Source organism: Brevibacterium mcbrellneri ATCC 49030 (assembly GCF_000178455.1).
GTDB classification, from domain to species: domain Bacteria; phylum Actinomycetota; class Actinomycetes; order Actinomycetales; family Brevibacteriaceae; genus Brevibacterium; species Brevibacterium mcbrellneri.
On sequence record NZ_ADNU01000043.1, the window covers coordinates 87,305 to 112,616 of the forward strand.

A 25,312-nucleotide genomic window follows, 5' to 3' on the forward strand; every position below is an offset into this window, starting at 1 on the left:
GCGTGGACCTTTTTCCAGTTGCAAGGGATGTAGATGAAGTTTCGCCGTGAAACGTTGCGGGTCGCCAAGTTTTCGGCAGTAGGCACCGTTGCGTTCATTGTGGACTTCTTAGTGTTCAATCTTTTGCGCCTGGAGGTTCTTCATTTAGGCCCGGTGTGGGCCAAGATCATTTCTGTGGCCTTGGCCACCACGGTTTCGTGGTTGGGTTCCAGGTACTGGACTTTTACGGATGGTCGCAACAAGTCAAAAACAAAAGAGGCCATCTATTTCTTTAGTATCAACGGGGCGGGCCTTTTGATTGCCCTGGCGTGCTTGTGGGTATCGCACTATCTGTTGGGTTTCCGGTCTGCACTGGCTGACAATATTTCTGGCAATGTGGTGGGCGTTCTGTTGGGCAACATTTTCCGTTACTTCATGTACCGGTTTTTCGTGTTTAAACCAGCGCCTAAGCGGCAACGGCTCGACGTCTAGTTACTTACCCAGCGCAATCAGCGGGATCGCGAGTTCTTCTGCAGTAATTCCCCCGTGGTGGCCTCGGAGTTTCAACGCCGACGGACTGTCGTTGCGCGAGTCCACAATCGCGGTCCCGGCATGGCTGATTGCCACGACATCGCCGATCCGGCCCAGGTTCTCAGGTCGCACTGGACCGAACCACCCGTCTGCCACCGCCTGTTTGCGGGTCATCGCGTAAACCCGTCCGGCTGCAATTTCGTTGATCGCCGAGGCGGTCTCAAGTGGCCGCGGTGTGTAGAGGTGAGTTGCGCGGGGCTCCCCACCCACTGCACTGACAAGTTCGCATACCTCCGGGTGGTCGGCCAGGTCGATCCGAGCGTCATAGTCGACGTTCACCATGCCGTGATCGGCGGTGATGAGCAGTTGAGCGTCACGGGGCAGGCTGTTGGCCAGGCGCGCTAGCCCGGCATCGACTGCTTCGAGTTCATCTGTCCACGCGTGGGAGTCGGTTCCTTTTCCATGCCCTGTTTTATCGAGGGCACCCCAGTAAAAGTAGATAAGCCTGCGCCCTGGTTTTTTCGCTTCTTCCACCGCGTGTTGAGCCCGTTGGTCAAATTGGTGCGAACCTCTAAAGGCGCCACCTCGCAGGGAAGCCGCGTTGAGACCTCGGCCTACAAATTTCGGTTCCCCCAGGCTGACAACGTCAACGCCGCTAGCGTGGAGGCGTTCAAACAGCGTGGCGTCAGGGACCCACGTGTGCGGATCACGGGCGGTGTTCCACGTGAGCTGGTTGAAAACATCACCGGATTCTGGGTCCTTGAGCTTGTACCCCATCACGCCGTGAGCTCCTGGCAGCAGGCCAGTCCCCAGCGAAGACAAAGAGTTGGCTGTTGTGGAGGGGAAACCGGCAGAAAACTCGGCGACGGAGTCCCTCACTGACCTCAAAAATGGGGCGTACGCCCATGAGGCTTTTAAGAGCTCAAACCCCATCCCGTCAATAAGGGCGACCACAACCACACGGGTTTCGTGGTCCAGGCCCACTTTTTCGGCACGTACGCGCTGACGGTCCTCAAGGATCTGACTGGCACCCAAAGTGACCGCGGCCGCGGGCACAATATCGGACAGGAGTCCTGCGTCCGCGTAGTCAGGTGGTCGCATTTATGAAGCGTCCCGTCGGGCATAGTAGACCAGTTTTTTCAACGTGAGTGCGAAACGTTCTGCTTGATCCACGGCATCTTGCCCTTCTGCTTGGGCAGACACGCGCAGGTTCACGTCTTCGGGAACCGAGGTTCCGCCGTAGCCATGGTCCGCATCGCACTGTGGGTCGGCACACGACTCTGGGAACATTTCAAGCCTCCGCACCGATTCCCACCCCAGGCTGACTCCCACTTCCACGGGTTTCTGACCGGGCGTGAAGTGTGCGGGGTCCTGATAGATTCGGCTGAGAATAACTGTGCGAATCCTGTCGAATGGGATGTCTTCGACACTTGCTACACCACGCATGCTTTGTTCTGGACTACCCGGTTCGTCGTCGACGTGAACCAGGATCAGCCGAGTTTCAGTCAGCACGAATGCCGTCACGTGACGGTGGATTGATTCGAAGTCCATGTGCGTTTCCATGTGCACACAGTGCTCAACGACAGGTTCGTCAAAAAGAACGTCGTTGATGATATTCGCTGCGAGGTGAGGGTAGTACCCCGCGTCTTGTAAGTCACGAAGAAGCGCACCAGAAACAGACATGCACCCATTGTGCCAGTCCCCCAACGTTTGCGGAAAAGACTATGCTTGAAACATGGTTACGTACCCGAAAAACTGGGAAGCCGATGTTGTCTTGCGTGACGGTGCGACGGCGCACGTCCGCCCAATTGTCCCCAGCGATGCCGACGGCATCCAGCTCATGCATTCCAAACAGTCGCCGGAATCGATCTACCTGCGTTTTTTCGCCCCCATGCCCACGATTCCGCCACGGGATTTGGAACGTTTCGTCAACGTGGATTATCACGACCGTGTCGCGCTCGTGATGGTCGCTGGCGAGGAGATCATTGGGGTGGGTCGGTACGACCGTTTGGATGAAACTTCCGCTGAAGTCGCATTCAACATTGCTGACGCTCATCAGGGGCGTGGCATTGGGTCGATTCTTTTGGAACACCTGGCCGCAGTGGCTAGGGAACGTGGTTTGAGTGTGTTTACCGCCGAGGTGCTCCCCCAGAACCGCTCCATGTTGCAGGTTTTCGCTGCCGCCGGCTACGAGATCTCACGTGAATTTGAAGACGGTGTCGTGGCGGTGCGCTTTGAGATCGATCCCACCGAACGGTCGAAACAGGTACTCGAATCCCGCGAGCACCGTGCGGAAGCTCTTTCGGTTCGGTCGGTTCTCAACCCCGCTTCAGTTGCCGTGATCGGTGCGTCCCGTAAACGCGCCTCGGCTGGTAACCTCCTTTTGCGCAACTTGGCTTCAGCTGGGTTCAAAGGGGACCTGCACATTGTCCACCCGCACGCACCCGTGGTCGCGGGAATGCCAACCGTGAAGTCACTCCAAGACATCGAGGGCACCATCGACTTGGCCATTATTGCGGTACCCGCACCTGCGGTGGTTGACGTCGTGAAGGACGCAGCTTCCCGAGGTGTCCGCGCGGTTGTCGTGATTTCGTCAGGTTTCGCTGAAACCGGCCCGGAGGGCCAGGAACTGCAGCGAGAAGTCGTTGCGACGGCTCGTTCGCACGGAATGCGCGTGGTGGGACCCAATTCGTTTGGAATTGCCAACACCAGCACCGATGTTGCTCTTAACGCCTCGCTGTCACCGTTCTTCCCTGAGCCCGGACCACTCGGGCTTTTCAGCCAGTCGGGGGCCTTGGGAACGGGACTGCTCGCCGCTGCGAAAAGTCGCGGTTTGGGAATTTCCACGTTCGTGTCTGCCGGAAACCGTGCCGATTTATCTGGCAACGACCTCTTGCAGTTCTGGGAAGAAGACGAATCCACCCAGATTGTGGGGCTGTACTTGGAGTCGATCGGTAACCCGCGCAAGTTCGCACGCATTGCCCGTCGTGTAGCCCGGCAGAAGCCCGTCATCGTCATTAAGAGTGACCTCACGGGACGTGAGTTGCCTCCCGGCCACCAGGTACGCGTATCCAGTTTGTCAGGGTCCGCACTCAACCAAGTGCTCACGCAGGCTGGGGTGATCCGAGCTGATTCGATTCACCAGATGTTTGACGTCGCTCAGGTGTTTGCCACCCAGCCACTGCCTTCCGGCGCACGAGTGGGGGTGATTGGTAACTCCGCCGCACTTTCCACCTTGATCGTGCAACGCGCCCGGGCGGAAGGTCTGCGTATCGACACTCCTCCTGTTTCGTTGCACCCGGAAGTGACCACGGACGAATTTGAAGAGCATTTAGCAAAAATGTACAAAGACCCGTCCGTGCATTCGGTGATCGTGGCCTTTGCCCCATCAGCCCGTGGGCAAGAACGCGAAATCACCCAAGTTCTGGCAGAGCAAGCAGCGGTGTCCGGCAAAACTACCGTGGCCTGTTTCTTGGGTCTCATGGGTGCTCAAGAGGAACTCACCGCGTACACCCGCAGTGCTGAAGGCAAACGAGAGATCCACACAGTTCCCAGCTACATGGGCCCAGAAGATGCCGTGTGGGCCCTGGCTCGAGTCACCGAATACGCCCAGTGGAAACGCTCCGACCAGGGTAATTACCCCGAACTCGAAGGCTTCGACAAGCGTGCGCTGCGCGCCCTCATCGAAAAGGTCCTCCAGCGCGACTCCGAGCACGACAGCGAGGAGGGAACCACCTCGGCGACGGTCCGCCTGACACGCGACGAAACCCAAGAACTCCTCCACGCGTGCAGCATTCAAGTGCTGCCGTACCACCCGTCGTCCACGGTGGAAGAGGCCAAGGAGATCGCGCGCAAAATTGGCTACCCGGTAGCGCTCAAAGCGGTGGACTCCCGTTTGCGTCACCGTTTGGACCTTGGTGGAGTGCGCTTAGACGTTTCCAGCGACGAAGAAATGGATTTCTACTGGAAGTCGATACGCGATGTGATTGCCGCCAGGCTCGACGATGACGCGGATACCCGCATCGATGTGCAGACCATGGCCGCACCCGGGGTGGCCTGTGTGGTCCGAGGTGGTGAAGACCCCCTGTTGGGCCCCATGGTGTCGTTCGGGCTGGCAGGAGATTCCTCAGAGCTACTGGACGATGTGCAACACCGCGTTGCTCCGCTCACCGATGTCGACGCTAAGTCCATGGTGCGTTCCCTAGGTTCCTCCCCGAGGTTGTTTGGGTACCGAGGCGGGCCAGTGATGAACGTGGCGCCTCTTGAAGAGACAATTCTGCGAGTGGCAGCGTTGATCGACGAGTTCCCGGCGATCCGCTTGGTGGAGTTCAGGCCTATTTCTGTCACTGAAAGTGAGCAGGATATTTTGTCGGTTCGCATCGAACTCAACCGCGAATCTGACCGCATCGATTCTGCACGACGACGCATGAGCGCCCACTAAATCCACGGTTTTTGGGGTCTTGGCTTATACCATGAGGGGAGTCTAATAAAGGAGCACGTGTGGCTGATCACATCGTAGATGTCGATGTTTCGCAGGAAATGGAATCCTCGTTCCTCGAATACGCGTACTCGGTGATCTACTCACGGGCCCTCCCCGACGCTCGCGACGGACTCAAACCCGTCCAGCGGCGCATCATCTACCAAATGGGTGACATGGGCTTGCGCCCCGACCGCCCGCACGTGAAGTCATCCCGCATTGTGGGTGACGTGATGGGTAAGCTCCACCCCCACTCCGATGTGGCCATTTACGATGCGCTGGTTCGACTGAGCCAAGACTTCGTGATGCGTGTTCCGCTGGTTGACGGGCACGGTAACTTCGGAACCTTGGACGACGGGCCGGCTGCCCCTCGTTACACGGAAGCTCGTCTAGACGACGCGGCACTCACCATGATCGCTGGACTGGATGAAGACGTCGTCGACTTCGTCCCCAACTACGACAACTCTCTGACGCAACCGGAAGTTCTCCCCAGCGCGTTCCCCAACCTTTTGGTCAACGGGGCCAGCGGAATTGCGGTGGGAATGGCAACCAACATGGCCCCGCACAACCCCGGCGAAGTCATTGCAGCAGCGCGCCACCTCATCGAGAACCCGCAAGCCACAGTGAGTGAACTCATGCGGTATGTGCCAGGGCCCGATCTGCCCACAGGCGGTCGCATTATCGGTCTCGATTCGATCCGGGAAGCATATGAAACCGGGCGTGGAACCTTCAGGACCCGCGCCACGGTGAAGTTTGAAAACATTACGGCCAGGCGCAAGGGAATTGTGGTCACCGAGCTTCCCTACCTGGTGGGTCCGGAAAGGGTCATTGAAAAAGTCAAAGATCAGGTCCAGGCCAAGCGTTTGACCGGAATCGCTTCCATTGACGACTATTCAGACCGAAAACACGGTCTACGTCTTGTCATTGGAATCAAGAACGGGTTCAACCCGGAAGCCGTTCTGGAAGAACTGTACCGGCTCACACCTATGGAAGATTCCTTTGGAATCAACAATGTGTGCCTTGTAGAAGGTCAGCCACGCACACTCGGCCTCAAACCTCTTCTCGAAGTGTTTGTGGACCACCGCATTTCCATTACCCGTCGTCGCACCGTCTTCCAGTTGGGGAAGGCAAAAGACCGTTTGCATTTAGTCGAAGGTCTTTTGATTGCCATCCTCGATATTGACGAGGTTGTTCAGCTCATCCGGTCCTCAGATGACGCTACGCAAGCACGTACACGCTTGATGGACGTTTTCGACTTAAGCGAGATCCAGGCCACCTATATTCTGGACCTCCAGTTGCGTCGACTCACCAAGTTTTCGCGTATCGAACTTGAGGCTGAACGCGATGAGCTGAAGTCACGCATCGAATACCTGCAAGGCATCCTCGACGACGATGACAAACTCCGTGCCCTAGTGTCTGACGAGCTCCAAGAGACCAGCGACCGGATTGATTCACCGCGACGTACCGTTTTGGTTGAGGGAAACCTCAAGGAGCTTCGTGCAGCTAAGAAGGGCACCAAGCTCACTGTTGCCGACGAACCCTGCTGGGTGTTGTTCTCAACCTCGCAGCGTTTGGCCCGCACTACGGGTCAGGAACCTCTCTCTGCGCAAGGCCGTCGCGCGTCCCACGACGCTTTGGTAAGCCAAATAGCCACCACCTCGCGGTCCACAATCGCTGCCGTGACAAACACGGGACGCGTGGTAGGTGTCGACGTTGTGTCACTCCCCCAGCTTCCACCGCAAGCCGCCCGCCCCACCGTGGCAGGTGGGGTTCGGGTCAGCGAATACTTCACGCTTGAGAAGAACGAAAAGGTTATTGGGCTTATTGACCCTGAACGGGAATGCGTTGTGGGAACCAAGCAGGGTGTCATCAAACGCATCAACGGCAATGACCAGTTCAAGGACGGGTCAACCCTCATCAATCTCAAGCCCAAAGATGAAATCGTGGGGCTTGCCCAACCTGAGGACCTCAACACGCATTCCGCAGTTTTCATCACCTCGAACGCTCAGCTCCTCGCGTTCGATCTCGAAGGCGTGCGCGCGCAAGGCTACGCGGCGTCCGGGGTTGCTGGTATCCGGGTTGCCAGTGACGCTCACGTGATCGGGTTCTACGCAGTCGACTCACACCAACCCAACCAGGTGGTCACGATTGCTACCGGGGTGAACTTCGACGGCAAACCTACGCAGTCCATCAAGGTGTCTGACTTCAACGAATTCCCCCACAAGGGACGTGGAACAGGCGGTGTGCGCGCACACCGGTTCCTCAAAGACGAAACCGAACTGGTCCTGGGCTTCGCTGGGCCATCGCCACAAGCTTCTGCCGCAACGGGCGGGGCTAGGCAGTTGCCAGCCGAACTATCCAAGCGCGACGCATCAGGGCAACCACTCGACTCCAAGATCGACGCTGTTGGAACCGTTCCCGTGGCCACCTCATCGCAGGAAACCACAGAGCCACCAGCCCAGAGCGAGGAAGCTGGGGCGACCTCGGCGACCAACACCGGCATGGCAACCGGCGGGCCTAACTTAGGGGATGACCCCACTGCCCACATTGGGCGCGAACGCGAAGACGACGACGGGTCGCTGTTCTAAAGCGCCTGCAGAGTCAGTTCATTCGCCCTTCGGCACCCGAGTAGACCTCGCTGGCTTCGCACCAGCCCCACTTGAGCGTGCGTGCAGTGACCACCGACTCGACCATCTTCGTCAACTCTTTTCGCGCATACTCTTCGTCACCGCGTAACTGTTCCGCGAACACGCGAACGTAGTCGTCGGTGACTTCTTGGGGTAGCATGTCCAAGTCCTTGGGTCCCACGGTCATTCCCACGCAATAATTTTCGTGGGCCCATGTCTCGGCTTGGACAGAGAGCCCGGGCAAGCGCGATTCAAGCTTGGCTGCCAGCGGAAACCGGTCACCGCCCCACCAGCTAATCGAAGCGATCGTGTTTCCGCTCGACATCCAGCCGGGACTGTGGGAGACCACATTCACGGTGAAGTTGAAGCAGGCCCGTTCGAGAAGTTCGGTATTCGACTGGTCACCAGCGGAATCGGGGGCGGGGTCGCTACCTCGGCCAGACTCATAAGCCTTCACAGCACTACGGAGCCTGTCCAGCTGTCCGCAAACCTCGTACCGTAGGTCGTCTGGCGACAGACGCAACCAGTCATCACCGGGGTCAGACTGTGCAATGAGCGCGTCGACGTTGGGCTGGTCGTGCCAGATAGCCCGCAGGTTTTCGCGAGCCAGATCGTCGACGTTCGCAGGGCTGGAACCGAGCCACTGCTCCACGCGCGCGGCCACTTCGTCTGCAGTCTCGCCTGCGGTCAGGAATGGTCGTCCCCAGACGTGAACGGTAGAGTCCAGTGCCCCTTGCCGGGGCGCTTTGAGTGCCCACGCCTTGGCCCGGTGGCGGATGACACGCATCATCATGGCGTACTCGGCCCATGGCCGTAGGTCAATTTCTGACGCGTCACCTAGCACATAGGCCGAACAGACTTCGACAGCACGCGGATCCAGGATCAGGAAGTTGGTGTCGTATCCCACATGTACCATTTTGGCACAATCGAGAGCGGTGTTGAGTAGGTCGAAAACGCCTTACTGAGTCAGATCTAAATCAATCGCGCGAGCTGAGCCACGGGTCATTTCGGTCACCGCGACAGTACCCAGCCCCTGCAGGGTGACGTTCCTGCGGTTCGAAAACACGTAATCGTCGCTGCGCTGAATGATCGAAGCGGTATCAACATCAGTCATGACCGTTCCCGGCTCTGTCATAGCAGTCAACCGTGCCGCCAAATTAACGGTAGAGCCAAAAATATCGCCCATTCGCGACAGTACCTTGCCCCACGAGAAACCCACACGCGCCTCGGGCAGTTCTGAATCTGCACTGATCTGTTCTTGCAAAGACATCGAGATTTCGGCACCTGCGAGAGGGGTTTCAGCAGCATAGTAGACCTCATCGCCCACCGTTTTGATGATGCGACCGCCACCAGTAGCCACGATCGCATAAGCGAGATCCTGGAACTTCTTGACCAGTTTCGCCAGCTGTTTCGGCTCCATCTGCTGCGACAAACGCGTGTAGGACACCAAGTCCGCAAATCCCACAGCACGAGCCAACGGCATGGCTGAGTCGAACCAACCTTCACGGTTCTCCATAGCCAGGCCGTCACCCACGTTGACATTCAGGCGACTGAGCACATTGGACATGTTGTGTTTCCACGAATACACCAGCAGGCCCTCTAACGGGTCTAACAGCTTCTCAAGAAGAGGCATGACCACTGAGCGAGCTTCCAAATCGGAATAACCACGAGTGTCTGTGAGGAACTCAACCAAGGATTCCATTTGCCATACCACCAAGCGATCGGTGGTGTGCCCCACTGCACGCACCAGCGCCATTGCTGTGTCTTCGTCTAACACGTCTTCGTCAACAAGACTTGCAACAGCAGAAATCGCGCCCACGTCGTGCATGGTGTAGGCAACTTTTCCAGCAGGAATCTGTGGCAGCCCAAGAGCCCGCCAGAACTTGCGGGCAGAATATGTGGACACACCAGCGAGCTGGGCGACTTCCTTGCGTGTGAGGACGCGCTTTCCACCAATCAGCGCTTCCTCAAGGTTCAGCGCGTTGGCTCGCAGCTGGGCTTCTGGCTCCAGCTCTTCGTGTTGCGGTTCCTCTGTTCCGAGGTCTGGTTTAGCCAGACGACCCGAAAAGTCAGTCATGCGGGCCTCACATGAACCACATCTCCTGCACTCACATCCACCACACCGGAGTCGGTGCGAACACGCAGATCAGCTGAAGGAGAGATTCCAACTGCTTGGCCTTCCAGGGTTGTGTCGCCGGGGAGGGACACACGCACGTGTTGGCCAACCGTTGAAATGAGTGAGCAGGCTTGAGTCACAGCATGAGAATGTTCCGGTTGGTCACTTTCAAACGCATTCGTCAGGGCACTTTGCAGGTGCAGCATAATCCTGGCGAGGAGCTCTGCTCGATCAATGTCACCGTGGCGGTGAAGCGAGGTGGCGGTGTCTACGGGCATGTTGCTCATGTGAACGTTGATGCCAGAACCAATCACAATTGCGCCCGCTTCTGACACGTACCGGCACAAAATACCGCATACTTTTTTGCCATCGATCAGAACGTCGTTAGGCCACTTGACGCTAGCGTCCACGCCAAGGTCACGTATTGCCTGCGCAACTGCCCAGCCAGTGAGCAGTGGGACCCATCCCAAGTTCTCTGAGGCTTGTGCCCTGAACACTGTTGAAAAAGTGAGCGCTTCGCCTGGTTGCACGGTCCACTGCCTATCCAGGCGCCCTTTTCCTGCGCTTTGAAACTCGGTTCCATAAATAGAAAAGTCGGGCCACGCGTCAGCGTCGCGCATAAGTTCGGACACGAGTTCATCATTTGTTGACCCTACGGATTGTGGCCACACCACGTGGGCGGGTTCGAAGCCACACGCGTGCGCTGCACGCTCAAATGCATGAGGAAAATGATGTGTCGACACCACTCAACTGTATTTTGTTTTGGTGCTCATTCACAATGGCCGGTCACCTGCGGATAGTCTGGGAGTATGAGTTCAGCAAAAACCACTGCGGCGAAGTTGGCCGAATTTATCGAACGTCGACGCGTAGCTCACGCCGGCAACGAACGGTCCGTCGCCAACCAGCACAAGCGAGGGAAACAAACCGCCCGCGAACGCATCGACGCTCTTCTTGACGAAGGAACGTTTCAAGAAATCGACGAGTTTGTCCGGCACGACTCCACTGCGTTTGGAATGGAAAAGAACCGCCCCGACGGCGACGGCGTGGTCTGTGGTTTAGGGACGATCGCGGGTCGCACGGTAGCGGTCTTTGCCCACGACTTCACTGTCTTGGGTGGGTCACTTGCTGAAGCCAACGGCAAGAAGATCGTGAAAACCCAAAAGCTTGCGCTCAAGCTTGGGTGCCCCATCATTGGGATCAACGACTCGGGTGGAGCGCGCATTCAAGAGGGTGTGGCTTCGATTGCCTTGTTCGCAGAGATTTTCCACTGGAATGTGCAGTCATCCGGGGTTATCCCACAGATCAGCCTCATCATGGGCCCTTCGGCCGGAGGCGCGGTGTATTCCCCGGCTCTCACGGACTTCACGATCATGGTCGATGGCACCAGCCACATGTACATCACCGGCCCCGACGTCATTAAGACAGTAACGGGCGAAGAAGTCGGACACGAAGAACTGGGAGGTGGACGTACTCACAACACGGTTTCGGGTAACGCCCACTACTTGGCTCAAGATGAAGCCGACGCTTTGGACTATGTGCGTGATCTCTTGTCCTTCCTTCCACAAAACAACATGGACCCAGCCCCGCACTATCCACAGCCGGCGGACCTGGAGTTGAACGAGGACGACTATGCACTCGACTCGATCATGCCGGATTCGCCATCCACGCCATACGACATTCTCGATGTCGTACGTGCCGTAGTCGATGACGAAGATGTTCTCGAAGTCTCTGAGCTTTTCGCACCCAATGTGGTGACGGCCTTTGCCCGCGTCGAAGGGCACTCGGTGGGTATCATTGCCAACCAGCCCATGCAGTTAGCGGGAACCCTCGACATTGACGCGTCTGAAAAAGCCGCACGATTCGTCCGCTTGTGCGATGCGTTCAACCTGCCGATCCTCACGTTCGTCGACGTCCCCGGCTTCCTCCCTGGAACCGACCAAGAGCTGGGTGGCATTATTCGACGCGGCGCCAAGCTCATCTACGCGTACGGCGAAGCAACCGTTCCGCTCATCACGCTCATCACCCGCAAGGCGTACGGAGGCGCGTACTGCGTAATGGGATCCAAACAGTTGGGCGCTGACATCAACCTCGCGTGGCCATCGGGTCAGATCGCCGTCATGGGAGCCCAGGGTGCTGCCAACATCGTGTACCGTCGCAAACTCAAAGCGGCAGGCGAAGAAGGGCAAGATGTCGAAGCCCTGCGCGCTGAGCTCATCGACGACTACGAAAATGAGCTTCTCAGCCCGTACAAGGCCGCCGAGGCGGGGTTCATTGACGCTGTTATCGCACCTCGGGAGACCCGCGAGCGGATCGTCAGGAGCTTGCGAGCCCTGCGGAACAAACACGTGCGGGGGCCTGAGCGCAAACACGGGAACATTCCACTATGACCAACTACTCCACGAGGCCACCTCTCACGGCGGCAGAAGAACTGGCCCTTGCAAAAGAGGCCGCCCTTGCCGCCCTGGTGGCGTTACAGCCCAGTGACGTAAGCCACGAGGAAGAACCACGCCGGTGGGCGGACCCACAGCGCAACGTGCGCCAGTCGCCACGTGGATCGTGGGCGCACCGCGCATAATTATTCCGGTCTGCGTTGCCGTCGTGTAGTCATGACATACACGACGGCTGCGCAAGCCACCAATACAACAGCGGCCCAGTACATCGAACGAGGCCCCCACACATTTGCCAGACCACCAATGAGGACTGGCCCCAAGCCGGTACCGGTGTCAAGCAGAATGAAGAACGTGGCGACAGCGAGTGCGTAACGCGACGCATCCGACTGGTTGATCACAATTGCCTGTGCACACGGCATAACCGAACCGAAGCCCAACCCCAACGGGACAGCAGCGGCAATCACCATGCCAGACCCTTGTGCCGTCGCCAGCATGACGTACGAAACGGCCATGAGAACAAAGATCGGATACATGACCACATCGTCGCCGTACGTGTCTTGGATGCGTCCCACGAACAGTCGCGATGTGAACGTGCACGCTGCCATGACGATGAAAAACCAGCTCGCACCCGCCGCGGCACCGATCTGGTGCGAGTACCCTTCCAGGAACGACAGCACCAGGGAAAACGCGATCCCGCACAGGGCCATCATGCTCGCGATTGGAAGCGCACGCGGATCGATAAACGACGTGATGTGGAACTTCCATTTGAGGAGCTGTTCTTCCCTGGAAGGCGTACGCTCATCCACCTTCAAGAAGAGGGTGAGAAGCGTCCCCACGGTCGAGAGCACGATGCACACGACAAACACCCAGAACATCCCGTACTTCTGGGACATGACAACCGATACAAACGGACCAAGGGCCATTGCCAGTGACACAGTCATGCCAAAGTATCCGGTGCCTTCTGCCCGGCGATGTTGCGGAATCATCGTTTGGACTGCAGCGGATAGCACTGTGTTGTTGAGCCCAAATGCAGCTCCGTGTAAGAGTCGAATCACGATGAGGACAACAATGTTGTCAACGGGAATGTAGGCCGCGCCCAGCACGATGAACGCAATCATGGACACCAACGCGAGGGTCTTCCGTCCCACAAAGTCCATGTATTTTCCGGCGAGCATGCGGGAGAACACCGCGCCCAGAATGAAGGAACTACTCGCGAATCCGGCAACCGCTTGACCAGCGCCAAATTCGCGAATTGCATAAGAAGCCATCGACGTCATGAGCAGGTAGAACATCATGGCCGCGATGAAGTTCACGCAGCTGGCAAGAATGAAATTACCCGTCCACAAACGGTTCATATGGCTCCCGCTCCTCACACTCTTCAATTTTCAACGCGTCCGTCTAGAACCGCGACCGGCTTGTTAGCATACACCCATGACAATACACACATCTCGCACCCCGTCTGCAGTCGACAACGTTGCCGAAGAATACGCACGACAGGTGTACACAAACTCCCCATCCATGCGAATCGAGTCTGGCGTCGACGGCGACCCTTATGAACTCGACGACTACTCCCCCGCCGCAGCTGCGCGCCACGATGAACTCAACGCGCGCACACTGGCCGAACTCAACCGTGTTGAAGCCACCTCGGCCGACCTTGACGATGTCGACGCCGTCACTCTTGACGCCATGCGTGAACGCTTAGGGCTCGAACGCGAACTTCACGAACGTGGCCTGGATTCCGGGGATCTCAACGTCATCGCCTCCCCCGTTCAGGAGCTTCGCGACCTCTTTGACCTGGTGCCCACCCAGACGGCAGAAGACTGGGACCACAACGCTGGCAAACTCGCGAATATCCCCAGTGCTCTCGCAGGATACCGCGACGCGTTGCAAGCCCGAGTCGCCTCTGGAAAGGCCCCTGCGATTCGCCAGGTTAAACGCGTGATCGAACAGGCCCAAGAGCTTGCTCAGCCCGATGGCCACTACGGCAAGTTCATCGCCAAAGCACGCGGAACCGCTGACGAAGCTCTCCAGTCGCGACTCACGGAAGCTGCAACGGCCGCGCAGGATGCGATGGCACAGATTGCACAGTTCCTCAAGGTCGAAATCGCCCCGCTTGCCGTTCAGGACGACGCGTGCGGTCGGGAGGACTACGAGCTGTTCTCTCGTCAGTTCTTAGGTGCTCAAGTGGACCTTGACGAAACCTATGAGTGGGGTCTGGACCAGCTGGCGCACATCGACGCCGAGCAGAAAAAAGTCATCGAGCAGCTGTACCCGGGGGCGAGCCTCGCCGAAGCATTCGAAGCGCTGAACAAGGACCCCAAGTACACCATCCACGGGCTCGACGGGCTGAAGACGTGGATGCAAGAAAAAGCTGATGAAGCTATCAGCATGCTGGCAGGCACCCACTTTGATATCGCTGAGCCGCTCAAGACCATTGAGTGCATGGTGCTCGAAGACGGCACTGGCGGAATCTACTACACGGGTCCCACCGACGATTTCTCCCGCCCGGGCCGCATGTGGTGGTCCGTCCCCCGAGGTGTCGAAACGTTCGCGGCGTGGCAAGAACTCACCACTGTTTACCACGAAGGTGTCCCCGGCCATCACCTGCAGGTAGCACAAGCCACCTACCTTCGTGACACGCTCAACACGTGGCGTCGAAACCTCTGTTGGGTTTCCGGCCATGGAGAAGGGTGGGCGCTCTACGCCGAACGGTTCATGCATGAACAGGGCTTTTTAGAAGAGCCCGCATACTACTTTGGGATGCTGGACTCACAGCGCTTGCGTGCGGCGCGCGTATGCTTGGACATCGGTGTTCACTTGGGCAAGGAAGCGCCGGAATCCATTGGTGGTGGCACGTGGGACGCTGACAAAGCGTGGAAGTTCCTCACCGACAACGCCGCAATGGACCGCAGTTTCTTGGCCTTTGAACTTGACCGCTACTTAGGCTGGCCGGGGCAAGCACCGTCGTACAAAGTGGGTCAGCGACTGTGGGAGCAGGCTCGCGATTCGGCAGGTGGTTCGCTCAAGGAGTTCCACTCACGGGCCCTCAACCTTGGGTCGGTTGGTTTGGACACGCTGATGCGCGCCTTGTGACGGGGTGCGTCACAGCCTTCTGCGTAGGTCTTGAGCGATGCTCAGGGCTTGTCGAGTCTGATCGTCTGAAGCGCCGTATTCGGGTTGGCAGTCCATCAACAGGACAACCACTTGGTCGGCGAGAACCCTGTCGCTCAGTTGCGGAACGACTCCAGTAGCGCGCACATCAGCCAGTTCTTGAAGGCTCATACGAATACGCTCCCGGCGCGAAACGTTGTTCGCGTCGGGAGCGTTTAACTGTGCAGTTGTGAAACTGGAAATGCGGATTTGCAGACGGCGGATCTCATCGTGAAGATCTTCCGCGTGCGTGCTCATGTCAGTCTCGGAAGTACGAAAGAATACGCAGAATTTCAACGTACAGCCACACGAGCGATGTCATGAGGCTAAACGCACACATCCACGAGTACTTCTCTGGGATGCGGCCAACACTCTTTTCGATCATGTCGAAGTCGCTGACCAAGGTGAGCGCTGCCAAAATGACTGCGACTCCCGAAATCAAAACACCCAGTGGCATGTTGATGCCCATGATGCTGATGTCGATGGTGCGAGCGTTCATGCTGCCACCGGAGAACATTGCGAAGGCAAAGTTAATGAGCGCAAAGATTGCGTAGCCACCCACGGCCAGCATGAGGAACTTGGTGAACTTGGGTGACATGCGGATAACGCGAAACTTAAACAGCGCAAACATCAGTCCGAATACAGCCAGCGTCGCCAGAACGGCCTGCATGACGATGCCTGCATACTGCATGTTGAAGATTTTGGAGATTCCACCCACGAACACACCTTCGAACACTGCGAAGGTCAGGATCAGGACAGGTGAAGGTTCGCGCTTAAATCCGTTAATGAGCCCCAGCACAAGAGCAATAATGCATGCTGGGAGCGCGAGCATTGGGACAAACCAGCCAACGGCTGCACCTGCAAGCAGGACACCAAACGACAGTAGCGACTTCATGTAAACGTCGTCGTACGTCATCATGCGGTCTTGCTGAACACGGTGTTCCGTGGTCGCCGAAGGTGCCATATACATCGAGTTCAGTTCATCTGCCGAAGGAGTCTGAACGGAGTTCATCCCCTGGCGAACTGAGCGGCCCATGAGAGGGTTACTCATAAAAAATCCTCCTGTGTTTGGTATATCTAAGCCTAACTGAACGATCTATCTGTATGAAAAACCACCGCGCGGGTGATTTTGTTCCGCCCAGTGGTTTTTTCTGCAAAAAGTCAGCGCTCTACGGAAGTTCGTAGGTGGTCTGAGCACCGGGACCCATGGGGATACCCGTTGCCCACCATCCGAAGAACAGAAGTCCCCAGGCGACGAACATCGCAAAAGAGAGTGGGATGGTCAGGGACAGGAGTGTTCCGATTCCAGCGTCCTTCTTATACCTCTGAACGAAGCCTAGAATCATGACGAAGTACGGGCTCATGGGTGACACGATGTTCGTGGTGGAGTCACCAATGCGGTAAGCCGCCTGGGTCACCTCGGGAGCAATTCCCAGAAGCATCAGCATAGGCACGAGCACTGGAGCCATCAGCGTCCACAGACCGGATCCCGAAGTGATAAACAGTGCTCCTACAGCAGTCAGGATGTACGCTCCGAACAGGATCACGATGGCTGGGGTGTTGGCGTTCTGGAAGAATTCTGCGCCTTTAATAGCCAGAATCTCACCCAGCTTGCTCATCTTGAACAGCGCCAGGAACTGTGAGGCGGCAAAAAACAAGAGCAACACAGGAACCATCGGGGTAAGTCCCTGGACAATCATGTCGGGAACATCAGACGGGCGCTTGATGGACTTGGTGGCGATCCCGTAGACAATACCGACAACAAAGAATCCGAACCCGATAATCGCTGCAATACCGGCCATAAGAGGTGACTTGGGACCAAACGCTCCTTCTTCGTCACGCAAGAACGAACCTTCTGGCAGGGCCAGTACGAACAGCAGAACACCACACAGGAAGGTGGCAATGAGAGCGATCCACATGCCCCGCTTTTCAACAGGAGTGAGCTTCTTCGTCAGATCGGCGTCAGTGGAGGTGTCGCTTGTGTCGTTTTCGACCTCATCAGGCTTGAGATCCTCGCCGCGCTTTTTCAGCAGGGTTTCCGTGACAAGCACAATCGCACCGGCCACAACAAACATCGACACAAAGTTGAAGTAGAAGTTGTCCACTGGCGTCACTACGTATTCAGGGTCAATGATCGCGGCCGCACTCGTGGAAAGACCACCCAAGATTGCGTCGAGGCTGTTGACCATGGGGGCAGCCGAGTACCCACCGGAAGTTGCAGCATAGGCCACGGCACACCCGATGATGGGGTTTCGCCCAACTGCTTTGAACGCAATACCGCCCAGGGGAATCACGATCATGTAGGCAGCGTCTGAGGCAACCGAGGACGCGGTTCCCACCAGGGCGACGATCACGGTGACCCATTTGGGGGATGCGTTCATGAGTGCCGCACGCATGATCGCTGGGATCAGGCCGGAGCGCTCTGCTACTGCGACACCAAAAAGAACAACGAGTACGAGTCCCAGGGCTGGGAAGGTGACGTAGTTTTCAACAACACCGGAAACGATAGCGCCCAGCGACTCTGAGGACGTCAGGTTAACCGCGTTGACGGTTTCACCTTTTGCTGGGTTAACTGCAGACAGACCTGCTGCTGATGCCACCCAGGAAATGAGCATGACGATGACGGCCAGGGACAAGAACAGCCAGAACGGGTGTGGCAGTCTATTACCTGCTTTTTCGATGACGATGAGCAGGCGCATGAGCCAGTTCAGGTCATCCTTGTGCTTGGTGGCAGGAGCTGACACGCGAGACCTCCTTGTGGTTTTTCGCAGAATAAACCAGAACTTTACAGGAAAATCTAAGATTGCGTGCGAACAAACAAAAACTCGGAACACCAGGCGATGTTCCGAGTTTCTGCAGGCGGCAGGTCTAGTTAGACACTTTTCCCGCGATAAAGTCTTCGACGGCTTGGCGTGCAAGGTCGTCGTTTTGTTGTTCGGGAGGTGACTTCATGAAGTACGAGCTGGCGGACAGCAATGCGCCTCCGACGCCTCGGTCCAAACCAATCTTTGCCGCCCGGACCGCGTCAATAATGACACCAGCGGAGTTCGGTGAATCCCACACTTCGAGTTTGTATTCCAGCGACACTGGTGCATCACCAAAGTTGCGACCTTCCAAGCGAACGTACGCCCACTTGCGGTCGTCCAACCACTGAACGTAGTCGCTTGGGCCAATGTGGACGTCTCGGCTTTCTAGTTTCGCCGAGGTGTTAGAAGTGACCGCCTGTGTTTTGGAGATCTTCTTTGACTCCAGGCGCTCACGTTCGAGCATGTTTTTAAAGTCCATGTTTCCGCCCACGTTGAGCTGGTACGTGCGGTCCAGAATAACTCCACGGTCTTCAAACAGTTTGGCCATGACGCGGTGGGTGATGGTGGCACCGATTTGGCTCTTGATGTCGTCGCCAACGATCGGAACGCCAGCTTCTTTGAACTTGTCGTCCCATTCCTTGGTTCCAGCGATAAACACGGGAAGGGCGTTAACAAAAGCGACCTTGGCGTCAATGCACGCCTGAGCGTAGTACTCGGTGGCCTTTTGAGAGCCAACCGGGAGGTAGCACACCAGTACGTCGACCTTTTCGTCACGCAAAACTTGTGCAACGTCTACCGGTTCTTCTTGCGACTCTTCGATCGTTTCAAGGTAGTACTTGCCAAGACCGTCCAGGGTGGGACCACGTTTGACCGTCACCCCGGTGGTTGGTACGTCTGCAATTTTGATGGTGTTGTTTTCGCTGGCCAAGATCGCGTCAGCGATGTCCTGACCTACCTTCTTCGCGTCTACATCAAAGGCGGCGACGAATTCGAGGTCGCTGACGTGATAGTCACCGAACTGGACATGCATGAGACCTGGAATCTGTTCGTCCGCTTGAGCGTCCCGGTAGTATTCGACTCCCTGAATGAGGGAAGTCGCGCAGTTTCCGAGCCCTGCGATGGCTACGCGAATTGGGTTTCCCACTGTGCTCTTACTCTCCTTTAAACAACCGCGTCAAGCGTCGTTAAGACACCGGACACTCTATCCTAACGTTCAACGTGGACCTGGTATTCCTATTCCTGCACTTGAGCAACGCTTGCGTTATGTCACAACCAAGGGTTCGAGTGTCAGGTTGGGGTGTTCACGCTCGACCCCTTGGAGCCTCCACCGGTCAGAAAACAGGGCCAACAGTGTGCCGTCGGAGCGGTGCAAGACTTCGACGCTACGTTCCCGCGCAAGGGTTGGGATGTCCTCTTGGACAGTTCGACGTGCGATTGTGTACGCCAGACGTTCAAGCGTGCATGGGGCGTTAAATTCGTTTTGCATGCGATCTTCTGCAACTTCGAACTGCATAGGTCCCACCGCACCCAAAACTGGTGCTTGATCACCGCGCAGGTCAGAACGCAAAACCTGGATGACACCTTCGTGGTCCAGTTGCTCAATTCCTCGCCTGAACTGTTTGTACTTCGAGGAGTCCTTGGCACGAATCACCATGAAGTGTTCGGGTGAAAACGACGGAATGGGCGGAAAAGAAACCGGCTCGTCGAGGTACAGCGAATCTCCCACTCGCAGGGCTGATGCGTTGACCAGGCCCACTACGTCTCCCGGAAAAGCCGTGTCGATGACTTCACGGTCGCGCCCAAAAACCTGTTGAGCATATTTAGTGGCAAAAGGTTTTCCGGTGGCAGCGTGCGTGACCACCATGCCGCGTTCAAACACTCCAGAACACACGCGCACGTACGCCAAACGGTCGCGGTGGTTAGAGTCCATGCCTGCTTGCACTTTGAACACGAAACCAGAAAACGGTGCGTCCACTTCTCGCGGGTTTCCGTCCACATCGATCCGCGCATGCGCCGGTGGGGCGATGTCGACCAGCGTGTCCAGGATCTTGTGCACGCCAAAGTTCAGAACCGCTGATGCGAACATGACAGGGGTGGTGTGTCCAGCCAGGAACGATTCTTCGTCGTAGTTTTGGTCTTCGAGTTCCAAGAGGTCTGATTCGTCCACCGCGTTCGTCCACGCGTCACCTTCGAGCTCTTCGGCGGCCTCGGCGTCCATCGTTTCTTCACCGGCGATGGTGGCTCCACCGTCCGTGCGCGTGAACTTGGTGTACGTACCGTCTTCCCGGTTGAGAACACCTCGGAAATCACCTGATTGACCCACCGGCCATGTCAGTGGCGTGGGCACCATGCCAGTGCGTTGCACAATTTCATCCATGAGTTCGAGCGCGTCAATACCGGGCCGGTCCCACTTGTTGATCACGGTGATGATGGGAATTTCGCGGTGCTTACACACGTCAAAGAGCTTCATGGTCTGGGTTTCTAGCCCTTTAGCCGCATCGACAAGCATGATGGTGAGGTCGACCGAGGACAGTACACGGTACGTGTCCTCAGAAAAATCCGCGTGACCAGGGGTGTCGATGAGGTTGATGACGGTGTCGCGGTACTCAAACTGCAGAGCGGCTGAGGAAATCGAGATTCCGCGGTCCTGCTCCATTTTCATCCAGTCGGACACGGTTGACCGTCGCCCAGCCTTGCCATGTGTTGCACCCGCCTGCCCAATGACGCGGGCGTGAAGGGCCAGAGCTTCTGTCAGCGTCGATTTACCGGCGTCCGGGTGCGAAATCACCGCAAATGTGCGACGTCGCTGGGCCTGCGTGCGAATCTCTTTAGGGCTGAAGTCTGTTGGAGTCACCGCACCATTCTATGTGTGCCCATGTGTCTCCCGTACAGTGGATGGCGTGGAAGAGTTCTCCAAGGTTCGAGTCGACCCGCACCGCAACCGTCTGTGGCCCGTTGTGGTTGCTGCGATTGTCTGTATTCCTCTCTTGGTTCTGTCTGTGCGTTTCTCCCTGTTGGCTGCGGACTTTATGAAACCCATGGTGGAACTGGGAGTTGACTTCCCGGTGCTGGCGTTCATGTTTTTCTTGTCTTCTGCCGCGTGGTTGGCAATCGCTACTGTGTTGATTGCGCTTTGGGTCGCTCTTGTTCGTAAGACGTTCAAGTGGCGCGTCATCTGGTGTGTTGTTGCGGTTGTCGCGGCTGGTCTTTTGCCTTTAAGCTGGGTGTTCTCGGGCGCACTGTTTTAGCGCTTTGAGGATCCGCTGTTCAGATACCGGGTGTGCGGCTTGGACCTGCGGAGCCCACAGTGAGATCCTCAGTTCTTCCACATCAAATACAAGGTCTTGCCACGCCGGTGGCAATAGACCCACGGTTTCGGGCGTGAACGCCGGGGCCCGTTGCGTGATTGCGCTTTGCACTGTGTGGATCCGGTCCATGAATTGGCGGTCGCGGGCGGGTTGTTGCCCCATTTTTTCTGTACGTATCCGGGCGGCTTCCAGATACGCGGGGTATCGGGGAAGGAATCTGGGGTGGACATGGGCGACCCAACCGGGGTGGGTGAGCGTTTCCACGTGTTCTTTCACATCGGTGAGCCCGGTCAGGATTTCCAGTGACGAAGATTTACTGATGAGCTTGAAGACAGCCTGCGCCACAGTGAGTGTCTTCACGGTGTGGGCCAGCGTTTTTTCTAACGCGCTAAGAATCTGCTCGTTAACCGCACGTTCGCACGCTGAGTACGCCTCGCGATCCCGCACGGGTTCACGTTGAGCCACAATGTCGTGCACGGCACTAAAAACACAGTCGCTCACAACGTCGTTCGGTTGCCCCGCCAGCACCAGTTTGTCTGCATGTGCCAGCCCACCCACCACATAGGCGCGCGCTTCTGCACAGTTGCGCGCAATCAGTCGGGCAACACCTCGGTCGTGGAGGAGCCGGGAGCGCCCAGCATCTTCCACTTCCTCTAAGTCCACGTGCCCTCCCCGATCTATCAGGGTGCTGCCCGCGGGCAGGCTATCCCAGCGCCACTTCGTCACACCGGCGACGGGGGTAAACGCCGAGGTCGCCCCCGCTGCCCGTGGTTGCTCGCCTGCTCGGGTTGCGGGTTCAGTGCGTGGTGTGGGGGCCGAGCTCTTCGCTTCCGCGCGAGCCTTGAGGAACTCCGCTAGTTGGCTGGGTTTCTTGCGGGATTGGTGGACGATGATACGCATCCGCAAGTGTGGTGGGATGCGTTCGGTGTCGAAGTCGTGGGCGTGGACGTCGATGGGCATGAGATCGGTGAGTTCGCCACCGCCTGCCCGTGCGGTGAGCGCTTGCGCTACCGCGTCTTCGAGTGTGCCTTCATAGGGTTCGAGCTGTTGGTTGAGCTCACGTGCAACATTGGGCGCGGGAACAAAGTATTTGCGCTTAGCTTTAGGGAGCGCACGGATGAGCGCGGTGATGAGTTCTAAGCGCAGTCCGGGCACTTGCCACGTGAACTGTGCTGGGTCGGCGTGGGTGGCCTGCTGTTCGTTGAGGTGGATCGTGACACCGTCGCTGTCAGCACCTGGGTCATATGTGTAGCGCAGCTTGGCGTTAGGTTTGACGTTTTCGGGTAGCCCGCGCAGTTTCCATTCGAGAGGGAAGGCTGCGGCAGCGGTTTCACGCGCCTCATCAGTGTTCCCGGCTACCAGTGCGTCCGGGTCGATGTTGAGGGCAACAGGGTTGGCTTGGCGGGCTTTTTTCCACCACGCGTTAAAGGATGGCGCAGACGTCACTTTTGCAGGCAGGGCTTGATCGTAGAACTCGAAGAGAAGTTCGTCATCTGCCCGTAGCCGGTTGTCGCGCATGCGGTCGGCCAGTTGGTGAGCGGTTCGGAGCGCTTTTTCGTTGTGGCGCACGAACGCGTGGTCTTCGTTCCATTCCCCGTCGATGAGGGCGTGGCGAATAAACATGTCACGGGCTTCCGCCGGGTTGATACGCGCGTACCCAACCCGGGTGTCCGAGGTCAGCGCGACTCCGTACAGGCTCGTGTGGTCGTACACGAACGCTTGGCCTTTTTTGGTTGACCAGTGCGGTTCGGAGTACTGGTGACGAATGAGAGGACCCGCGGCTTTGATCACCCAGTCGGGGTCGATTTTCGCCACGGTGCGCGCCCACAGACGTGAGGTCTCAACGAGTTCGGCAGCTACCACCAGGTCCGGTTTGGTTTTAAACAGCCCAGAACCAGGGAAAATCCTAAACCGGGTTCCGCGAGCGCCCAAGTAGTCGGGTGAGTTATGGGTTTTGGCCCCGATCGAGGACAGTAGCCCAGTCAAAAGGGCCGTGTGAATCGCTGGGTCCTGGTCCCCTGCCCCCAGTCCCCCACCGGGCTTCTCAATGGGGTGGCCCGCAGTCTTGAGCATGGTGCACAGCTGGGTGACCAGGTCCATCCATTCGCGGACTCGCACGAAGTTAATGAATTCGTCCTTGCACAGTTTGCGCAGCTTGGAGGTCGAAAGTTTCTGGGACTGTTCGTGCACGTAGTTCCACAGCGCGATGTAACTCATGAAGTCGGATGCGGGGCGGGCAAACCGGGCGTGTTTTTCATCCGCTTGCGCTCGCATTTCGGTGGGCCGTTCGCGTGGGTCTTGCAGGGACAAGGCTGCCACGATGACAACGACCTCGGCGGCAACCCCGTATTCCACGCCGGCCATCACAATGCGTGCCATGCGCGGGTCAATGGGGAGCGCACCCAAAGCGCGGCCCAGTTTTGTCAGACGCAACCGCCCGTTTTCTTTTCGAATCGCGCCCAGTTCGGAAAGCAGCGCGGCACCTGAGCGCACGGCGGCGGAGTCCGGTGGGGTGAGGAACGGGAAGGACAGGATGTCGTTTTCGTTTTGCACCAGCCCCAGCGTGAGCATTTGGAGGACCACGCTGGCTAAGTGAGTGCGGAGGATTTCAGGGTCGGTGTATTCCGGGCGGGTGTTGAAGTCGTCTTCGCTGTAGAGGCGTATGCAGATTCCTGGGCTGGTACGGCCGGCGCGCCCGGCTCGCTGGCGAGCCGAGGCTTGCGAAATGCGCTCGATGGGCAGGCGTTGGACTTTTGTGCGGTTGGAGTACCGCGATATGCGCGCCGTTCCCGCGTCGATCACGTATTTGATGCCGGGCACCGTGAGCGAGGTTTCTGCCACGTTGGTGGCAAGGACTACGCGCGTGGAGTTGTGGGCGGCGAAAACGCGTTGTTGTTCGGCTGCTGAGAGACGCCCAAACAGTGGCACAATCTCCCACTGGCTGTACCGCGCGCCTTTTTTGCGTAGGTGGCTGCTGAGGGCGTCGGCGGTGTCTCGGATTTCGCGTTCACCGGATAAGAACACCAGGATGTCACCGGGTTCTTCGCGGGAAAGTTCGTCAACGGCGTCGAGGATTCCGTCGGTTTGGTCGGCTGTTCCCGTGTCGTACGTGCCGTCGGTGCCGGGGCCGTCGGTGTCGTCGTCGCTTCCGGCGCCTTCGAGTGGCCGGTACCGCATTTCCACCGGGTAGGTGCGGCCTGACACGCTCACAATGGGGGCGTTAGCAAAGTGTTGGGAGAAGGATTCGGGGTCAATCGTGGCCGAGGTGATAATCACCTTGAGATCGGGGCGTTTGGGTAACAGCCGGGCCAGGAACCCTAAGAGGAAGTCGATGTTGAGGCTGCGTTCGTGGGCTTCGTCGATGATGATGACGTCATAGGCGCGCAGGTATTTGTCGTGTTGGAGTTCTGCGAGCAGGATCCCGTCGGTCATGACTTTGACCCGGGTGGAGTCGTCCGTGTGGGCGGTGAACCGCACCTGATAACCCACGCCTTCACCTAGTTCAACCCCGGTTTCTTCCGCGATCCTAGTGGCCACAGACCGGGCGGCGATTCGGCGTGGCTGAGTGTGACCAATCATGCCGTTGATCCCATACCCCAGTTCCATGCACAGTTTGGGCAGCTGGGTGGTCTTTCCGGAGCCGGTCTCACCTGCCACCACGATCACTTGGTGGTCATTGAGCGCTTGGGCGATTTCACCTCGGGCAGCACTGACGGGCAGTTCTTCCGGGTAGTGGAATATAGGGTCAACGGCTTTGCGCGCTTCGATTCGCTTGTGTGTCAAAGCGTGGTTGTTGTGCGCGTGTGCTTTTCCTCGTCGCCTACCGCGACGCTTCCCCGGTGAGTTCATTGCGTCTCTAGGCTACCGTGTGGACACGTCAGCATCAGACGCGGACTAACCCGTACCCTAGGTGGGCAGGAAGGAGAA

19 protein-coding genes are annotated in these 25,312 nt (G+C 57.6%); 7 read left to right on the forward strand and 12 right to left on the reverse strand.

The window, feature by feature from the left end:
* Window positions 1–33: 33 nt before the first annotated feature.
* A complete protein-coding gene (locus tag HMPREF0183_RS07410; RefSeq protein WP_005884563.1) occupies window positions 34–471 on the forward strand; it encodes a GtrA family protein in 438 nt (145 codons plus the stop codon).
* Here HMPREF0183_RS07410 and HMPREF0183_RS07415 read toward each other — a convergent pair whose 3' ends face one another.
* Together HMPREF0183_RS07415 and HMPREF0183_RS07420 are read right to left on the reverse strand one after the other, a co-directional pair.
* The gene (locus HMPREF0183_RS07415) at window positions 472–1,611 is read right to left on the reverse strand and encodes an alkaline phosphatase family protein (RefSeq protein ID WP_005884565.1); all 1,140 of its coding nucleotides are present in this window, start codon (window positions 1,609–1,611) and stop codon (window positions 472–474) included.
* On the reverse strand, window positions 1,612–2,193 hold the full coding sequence (locus HMPREF0183_RS07420; protein WP_005884567.1) for a DUF5998 family protein: 582 nt from the start codon (window positions 2,191–2,193) through the stop codon (window positions 1,612–1,614).
* A 52-nt stretch (window positions 2,194–2,245) separates the two neighbouring features.
* Between HMPREF0183_RS07420 and HMPREF0183_RS07425 the strand changes: the two genes are divergently transcribed.
* Window positions 2,246–4,951, forward strand: a complete 2,706-nt coding sequence (locus HMPREF0183_RS07425) for a bifunctional acetate--CoA ligase family protein/GNAT family N-acetyltransferase (protein WP_005884570.1) — start codon at window positions 2,246–2,248, stop codon at window positions 4,949–4,951.
* 98 nt (window positions 4,952–5,049) lie between these two features.
* Entirely contained in the window at window positions 5,050–7,575 is a 2,526-nt protein-coding gene (locus HMPREF0183_RS07430; protein ID WP_083801470.1) for a DNA gyrase/topoisomerase IV subunit A, read from the forward strand.
* 13 nt (window positions 7,576–7,588) lie between these two features.
* Here the strand turns inward: HMPREF0183_RS07430 and HMPREF0183_RS07435 are convergent, their stop codons facing one another.
* From HMPREF0183_RS07435 to HMPREF0183_RS07445, 3 genes are read right to left on the reverse strand one after another with little or no spacing between them, the layout of a single operon-like run.
* Window positions 7,589–8,521, reverse strand: coding sequence for a hypothetical protein (locus HMPREF0183_RS07435; RefSeq protein WP_156798203.1), 933 nt, complete (start codon window positions 8,519–8,521; stop codon window positions 7,589–7,591).
* A gap of 51 nt (window positions 8,522–8,572) precedes the next feature.
* Window positions 8,573–9,691, reverse strand: coding sequence for an adenylate/guanylate cyclase domain-containing protein (locus HMPREF0183_RS07440; RefSeq protein WP_005884576.1), 1,119 nt, complete (start codon window positions 9,689–9,691; stop codon window positions 8,573–8,575).
* Window positions 9,688–10,473: a biotin--[acetyl-CoA-carboxylase] ligase gene (locus HMPREF0183_RS07445; RefSeq protein ID WP_005884578.1), complete on the reverse strand. Its 786-nt coding sequence runs from the start codon at window positions 10,471–10,473 to the stop codon at window positions 9,688–9,690. The genes HMPREF0183_RS07440 and HMPREF0183_RS07445 overlap by 4 nt, the downstream gene beginning before the upstream one ends.
* A gap of 66 nt (window positions 10,474–10,539) precedes the next feature.
* Between HMPREF0183_RS07445 and HMPREF0183_RS07450 the strand changes: the two genes are divergently transcribed.
* Both HMPREF0183_RS07450 and HMPREF0183_RS07455 read left to right on the forward strand, forming a co-directional pair.
* Entirely contained in the window at window positions 10,540–12,117 is a 1,578-nt protein-coding gene (locus tag HMPREF0183_RS07450) for an acyl-CoA carboxylase subunit beta (protein ID WP_005884580.1), read from the forward strand.
* Entirely contained in the window at window positions 12,114–12,305 is a 192-nt protein-coding gene (locus HMPREF0183_RS07455; RefSeq protein ID WP_005884582.1) for a hypothetical protein, read from the forward strand. The genes HMPREF0183_RS07450 and HMPREF0183_RS07455 overlap by 4 nt, the downstream gene beginning before the upstream one ends.
* On the opposite strand, the gene HMPREF0183_RS07460 is transcribed toward HMPREF0183_RS07455, so the two are convergent.
* The gene (locus HMPREF0183_RS07460) at window positions 12,306–13,475 is read right to left on the reverse strand and encodes an MFS transporter (protein WP_005884584.1); all 1,170 of its coding nucleotides are present in this window, start codon (window positions 13,473–13,475) and stop codon (window positions 12,306–12,308) included.
* A gap of 76 nt (window positions 13,476–13,551) precedes the next feature.
* Here HMPREF0183_RS07460 and HMPREF0183_RS07465 point away from each other — a divergent pair, with 76 nt between their 5' ends.
* Window positions 13,552–15,213: a DUF885 domain-containing protein gene (locus HMPREF0183_RS07465; RefSeq protein WP_005884586.1), complete on the forward strand. Its 1,662-nt coding sequence runs from the start codon at window positions 13,552–13,554 to the stop codon at window positions 15,211–15,213.
* A 9-nt stretch (window positions 15,214–15,222) separates the two neighbouring features.
* Here HMPREF0183_RS07465 and HMPREF0183_RS07470 read toward each other — a convergent pair whose 3' ends face one another.
* From HMPREF0183_RS07470 to HMPREF0183_RS07490, 5 genes are all read right to left on the reverse strand, one after another.
* Window positions 15,223–15,528: a hypothetical protein gene (locus HMPREF0183_RS07470; RefSeq protein ID WP_005884588.1), complete on the reverse strand. Its 306-nt coding sequence runs from the start codon at window positions 15,526–15,528 to the stop codon at window positions 15,223–15,225.
* Between the two features lies 1 nt (window position 15,529).
* Window positions 15,530–16,321, reverse strand: coding sequence for a Bax inhibitor-1/YccA family protein (locus HMPREF0183_RS07475; protein ID WP_005884590.1), 792 nt, complete (start codon window positions 16,319–16,321; stop codon window positions 15,530–15,532).
* 118 nt (window positions 16,322–16,439) lie between these two features.
* Complete coding sequence (locus tag HMPREF0183_RS07480) at window positions 16,440–18,014, reverse strand: AbgT family transporter (RefSeq protein ID WP_005884592.1); 1,575 nt, start codon at window positions 18,012–18,014, stop codon at window positions 16,440–16,442.
* 124 nt (window positions 18,015–18,138) lie between these two features.
* On the reverse strand, window positions 18,139–19,221 hold the full coding sequence (locus HMPREF0183_RS07485; RefSeq protein WP_005884594.1) for an inositol-3-phosphate synthase: 1,083 nt from the start codon (window positions 19,219–19,221) through the stop codon (window positions 18,139–18,141).
* A 117-nt stretch (window positions 19,222–19,338) separates the two neighbouring features.
* Window positions 19,339–20,931, reverse strand: coding sequence for a peptide chain release factor 3 (locus tag HMPREF0183_RS07490; RefSeq protein ID WP_005884596.1), 1,593 nt, complete (start codon window positions 20,929–20,931; stop codon window positions 19,339–19,341).
* A 46-nt stretch (window positions 20,932–20,977) separates the two neighbouring features.
* Between HMPREF0183_RS07490 and HMPREF0183_RS07495 the strand changes: the two genes are divergently transcribed.
* Window positions 20,978–21,325, forward strand: a complete 348-nt coding sequence (locus HMPREF0183_RS07495) for a hypothetical protein (RefSeq protein ID WP_156798204.1) — start codon at window positions 20,978–20,980, stop codon at window positions 21,323–21,325.
* On the opposite strand, the gene hrpA is transcribed toward HMPREF0183_RS07495, so the two are convergent.
* Window positions 21,293–25,168, reverse strand: coding sequence for an ATP-dependent RNA helicase HrpA (gene hrpA, locus HMPREF0183_RS07500; RefSeq protein WP_245527136.1), 3,876 nt, complete (start codon window positions 25,166–25,168; stop codon window positions 21,293–21,295). The two genes, HMPREF0183_RS07495 and hrpA, sit on opposite strands and share 33 nt — an antisense overlap.
* Window positions 25,169–25,312: the final 144 nt, after the last annotated feature.

Excerpts from the sequence above, each read along its gene's own strand:
- HMPREF0183_RS07420 (WP_005884567.1), bottom strand. The coding sequence starts at position 2,193 with ATGTCTGTTTCTGGTGCGCTTCTTCGTGACTTACAAGACGCGGGGTAC.
- HMPREF0183_RS07475 (WP_005884590.1), bottom strand. The coding sequence starts at position 16,321 with ATGAGTAACCCTCTCATGGGCCGCTCAGTTCGCCAGGGGATGAACTCC.
- HMPREF0183_RS07460 (WP_005884584.1), bottom strand. The coding sequence starts at position 13,475 with ATGAACCGTTTGTGGACGGGTAATTTCATTCTTGCCAGCTGCGTGAAC.
- HMPREF0183_RS07470 (WP_005884588.1), bottom strand. The coding sequence starts at position 15,528 with ATGAGCACGCACGCGGAAGATCTTCACGATGAGATCCGCCGTCTGCAA.
- HMPREF0183_RS07410 (WP_005884563.1), top strand. The coding sequence starts at position 34 with ATGAAGTTTCGCCGTGAAACGTTGCGGGTCGCCAAGTTTTCGGCAGTA.
- HMPREF0183_RS07450 (WP_005884580.1), top strand. The coding sequence starts at position 10,540 with ATGAGTTCAGCAAAAACCACTGCGGCGAAGTTGGCCGAATTTATCGAA.
- HMPREF0183_RS07415 (WP_005884565.1), bottom strand. The coding sequence starts at position 1,611 with ATGCGACCACCTGACTACGCGGACGCAGGACTCCTGTCCGATATTGTG.
- HMPREF0183_RS07455 (WP_005884582.1), top strand. The coding sequence starts at position 12,114 with ATGACCAACTACTCCACGAGGCCACCTCTCACGGCGGCAGAAGAACTG.
- HMPREF0183_RS07425 (WP_005884570.1), top strand. The coding sequence starts at position 2,246 with ATGGTTACGTACCCGAAAAACTGGGAAGCCGATGTTGTCTTGCGTGAC.
- HMPREF0183_RS07465 (WP_005884586.1), top strand. The coding sequence starts at position 13,552 with ATGACAATACACACATCTCGCACCCCGTCTGCAGTCGACAACGTTGCC.
- HMPREF0183_RS07440 (WP_005884576.1), bottom strand. The coding sequence starts at position 9,691 with ATGACTGACTTTTCGGGTCGTCTGGCTAAACCAGACCTCGGAACAGAG.
- HMPREF0183_RS07430 (WP_083801470.1), top strand. The coding sequence starts at position 5,050 with ATGGAATCCTCGTTCCTCGAATACGCGTACTCGGTGATCTACTCACGG.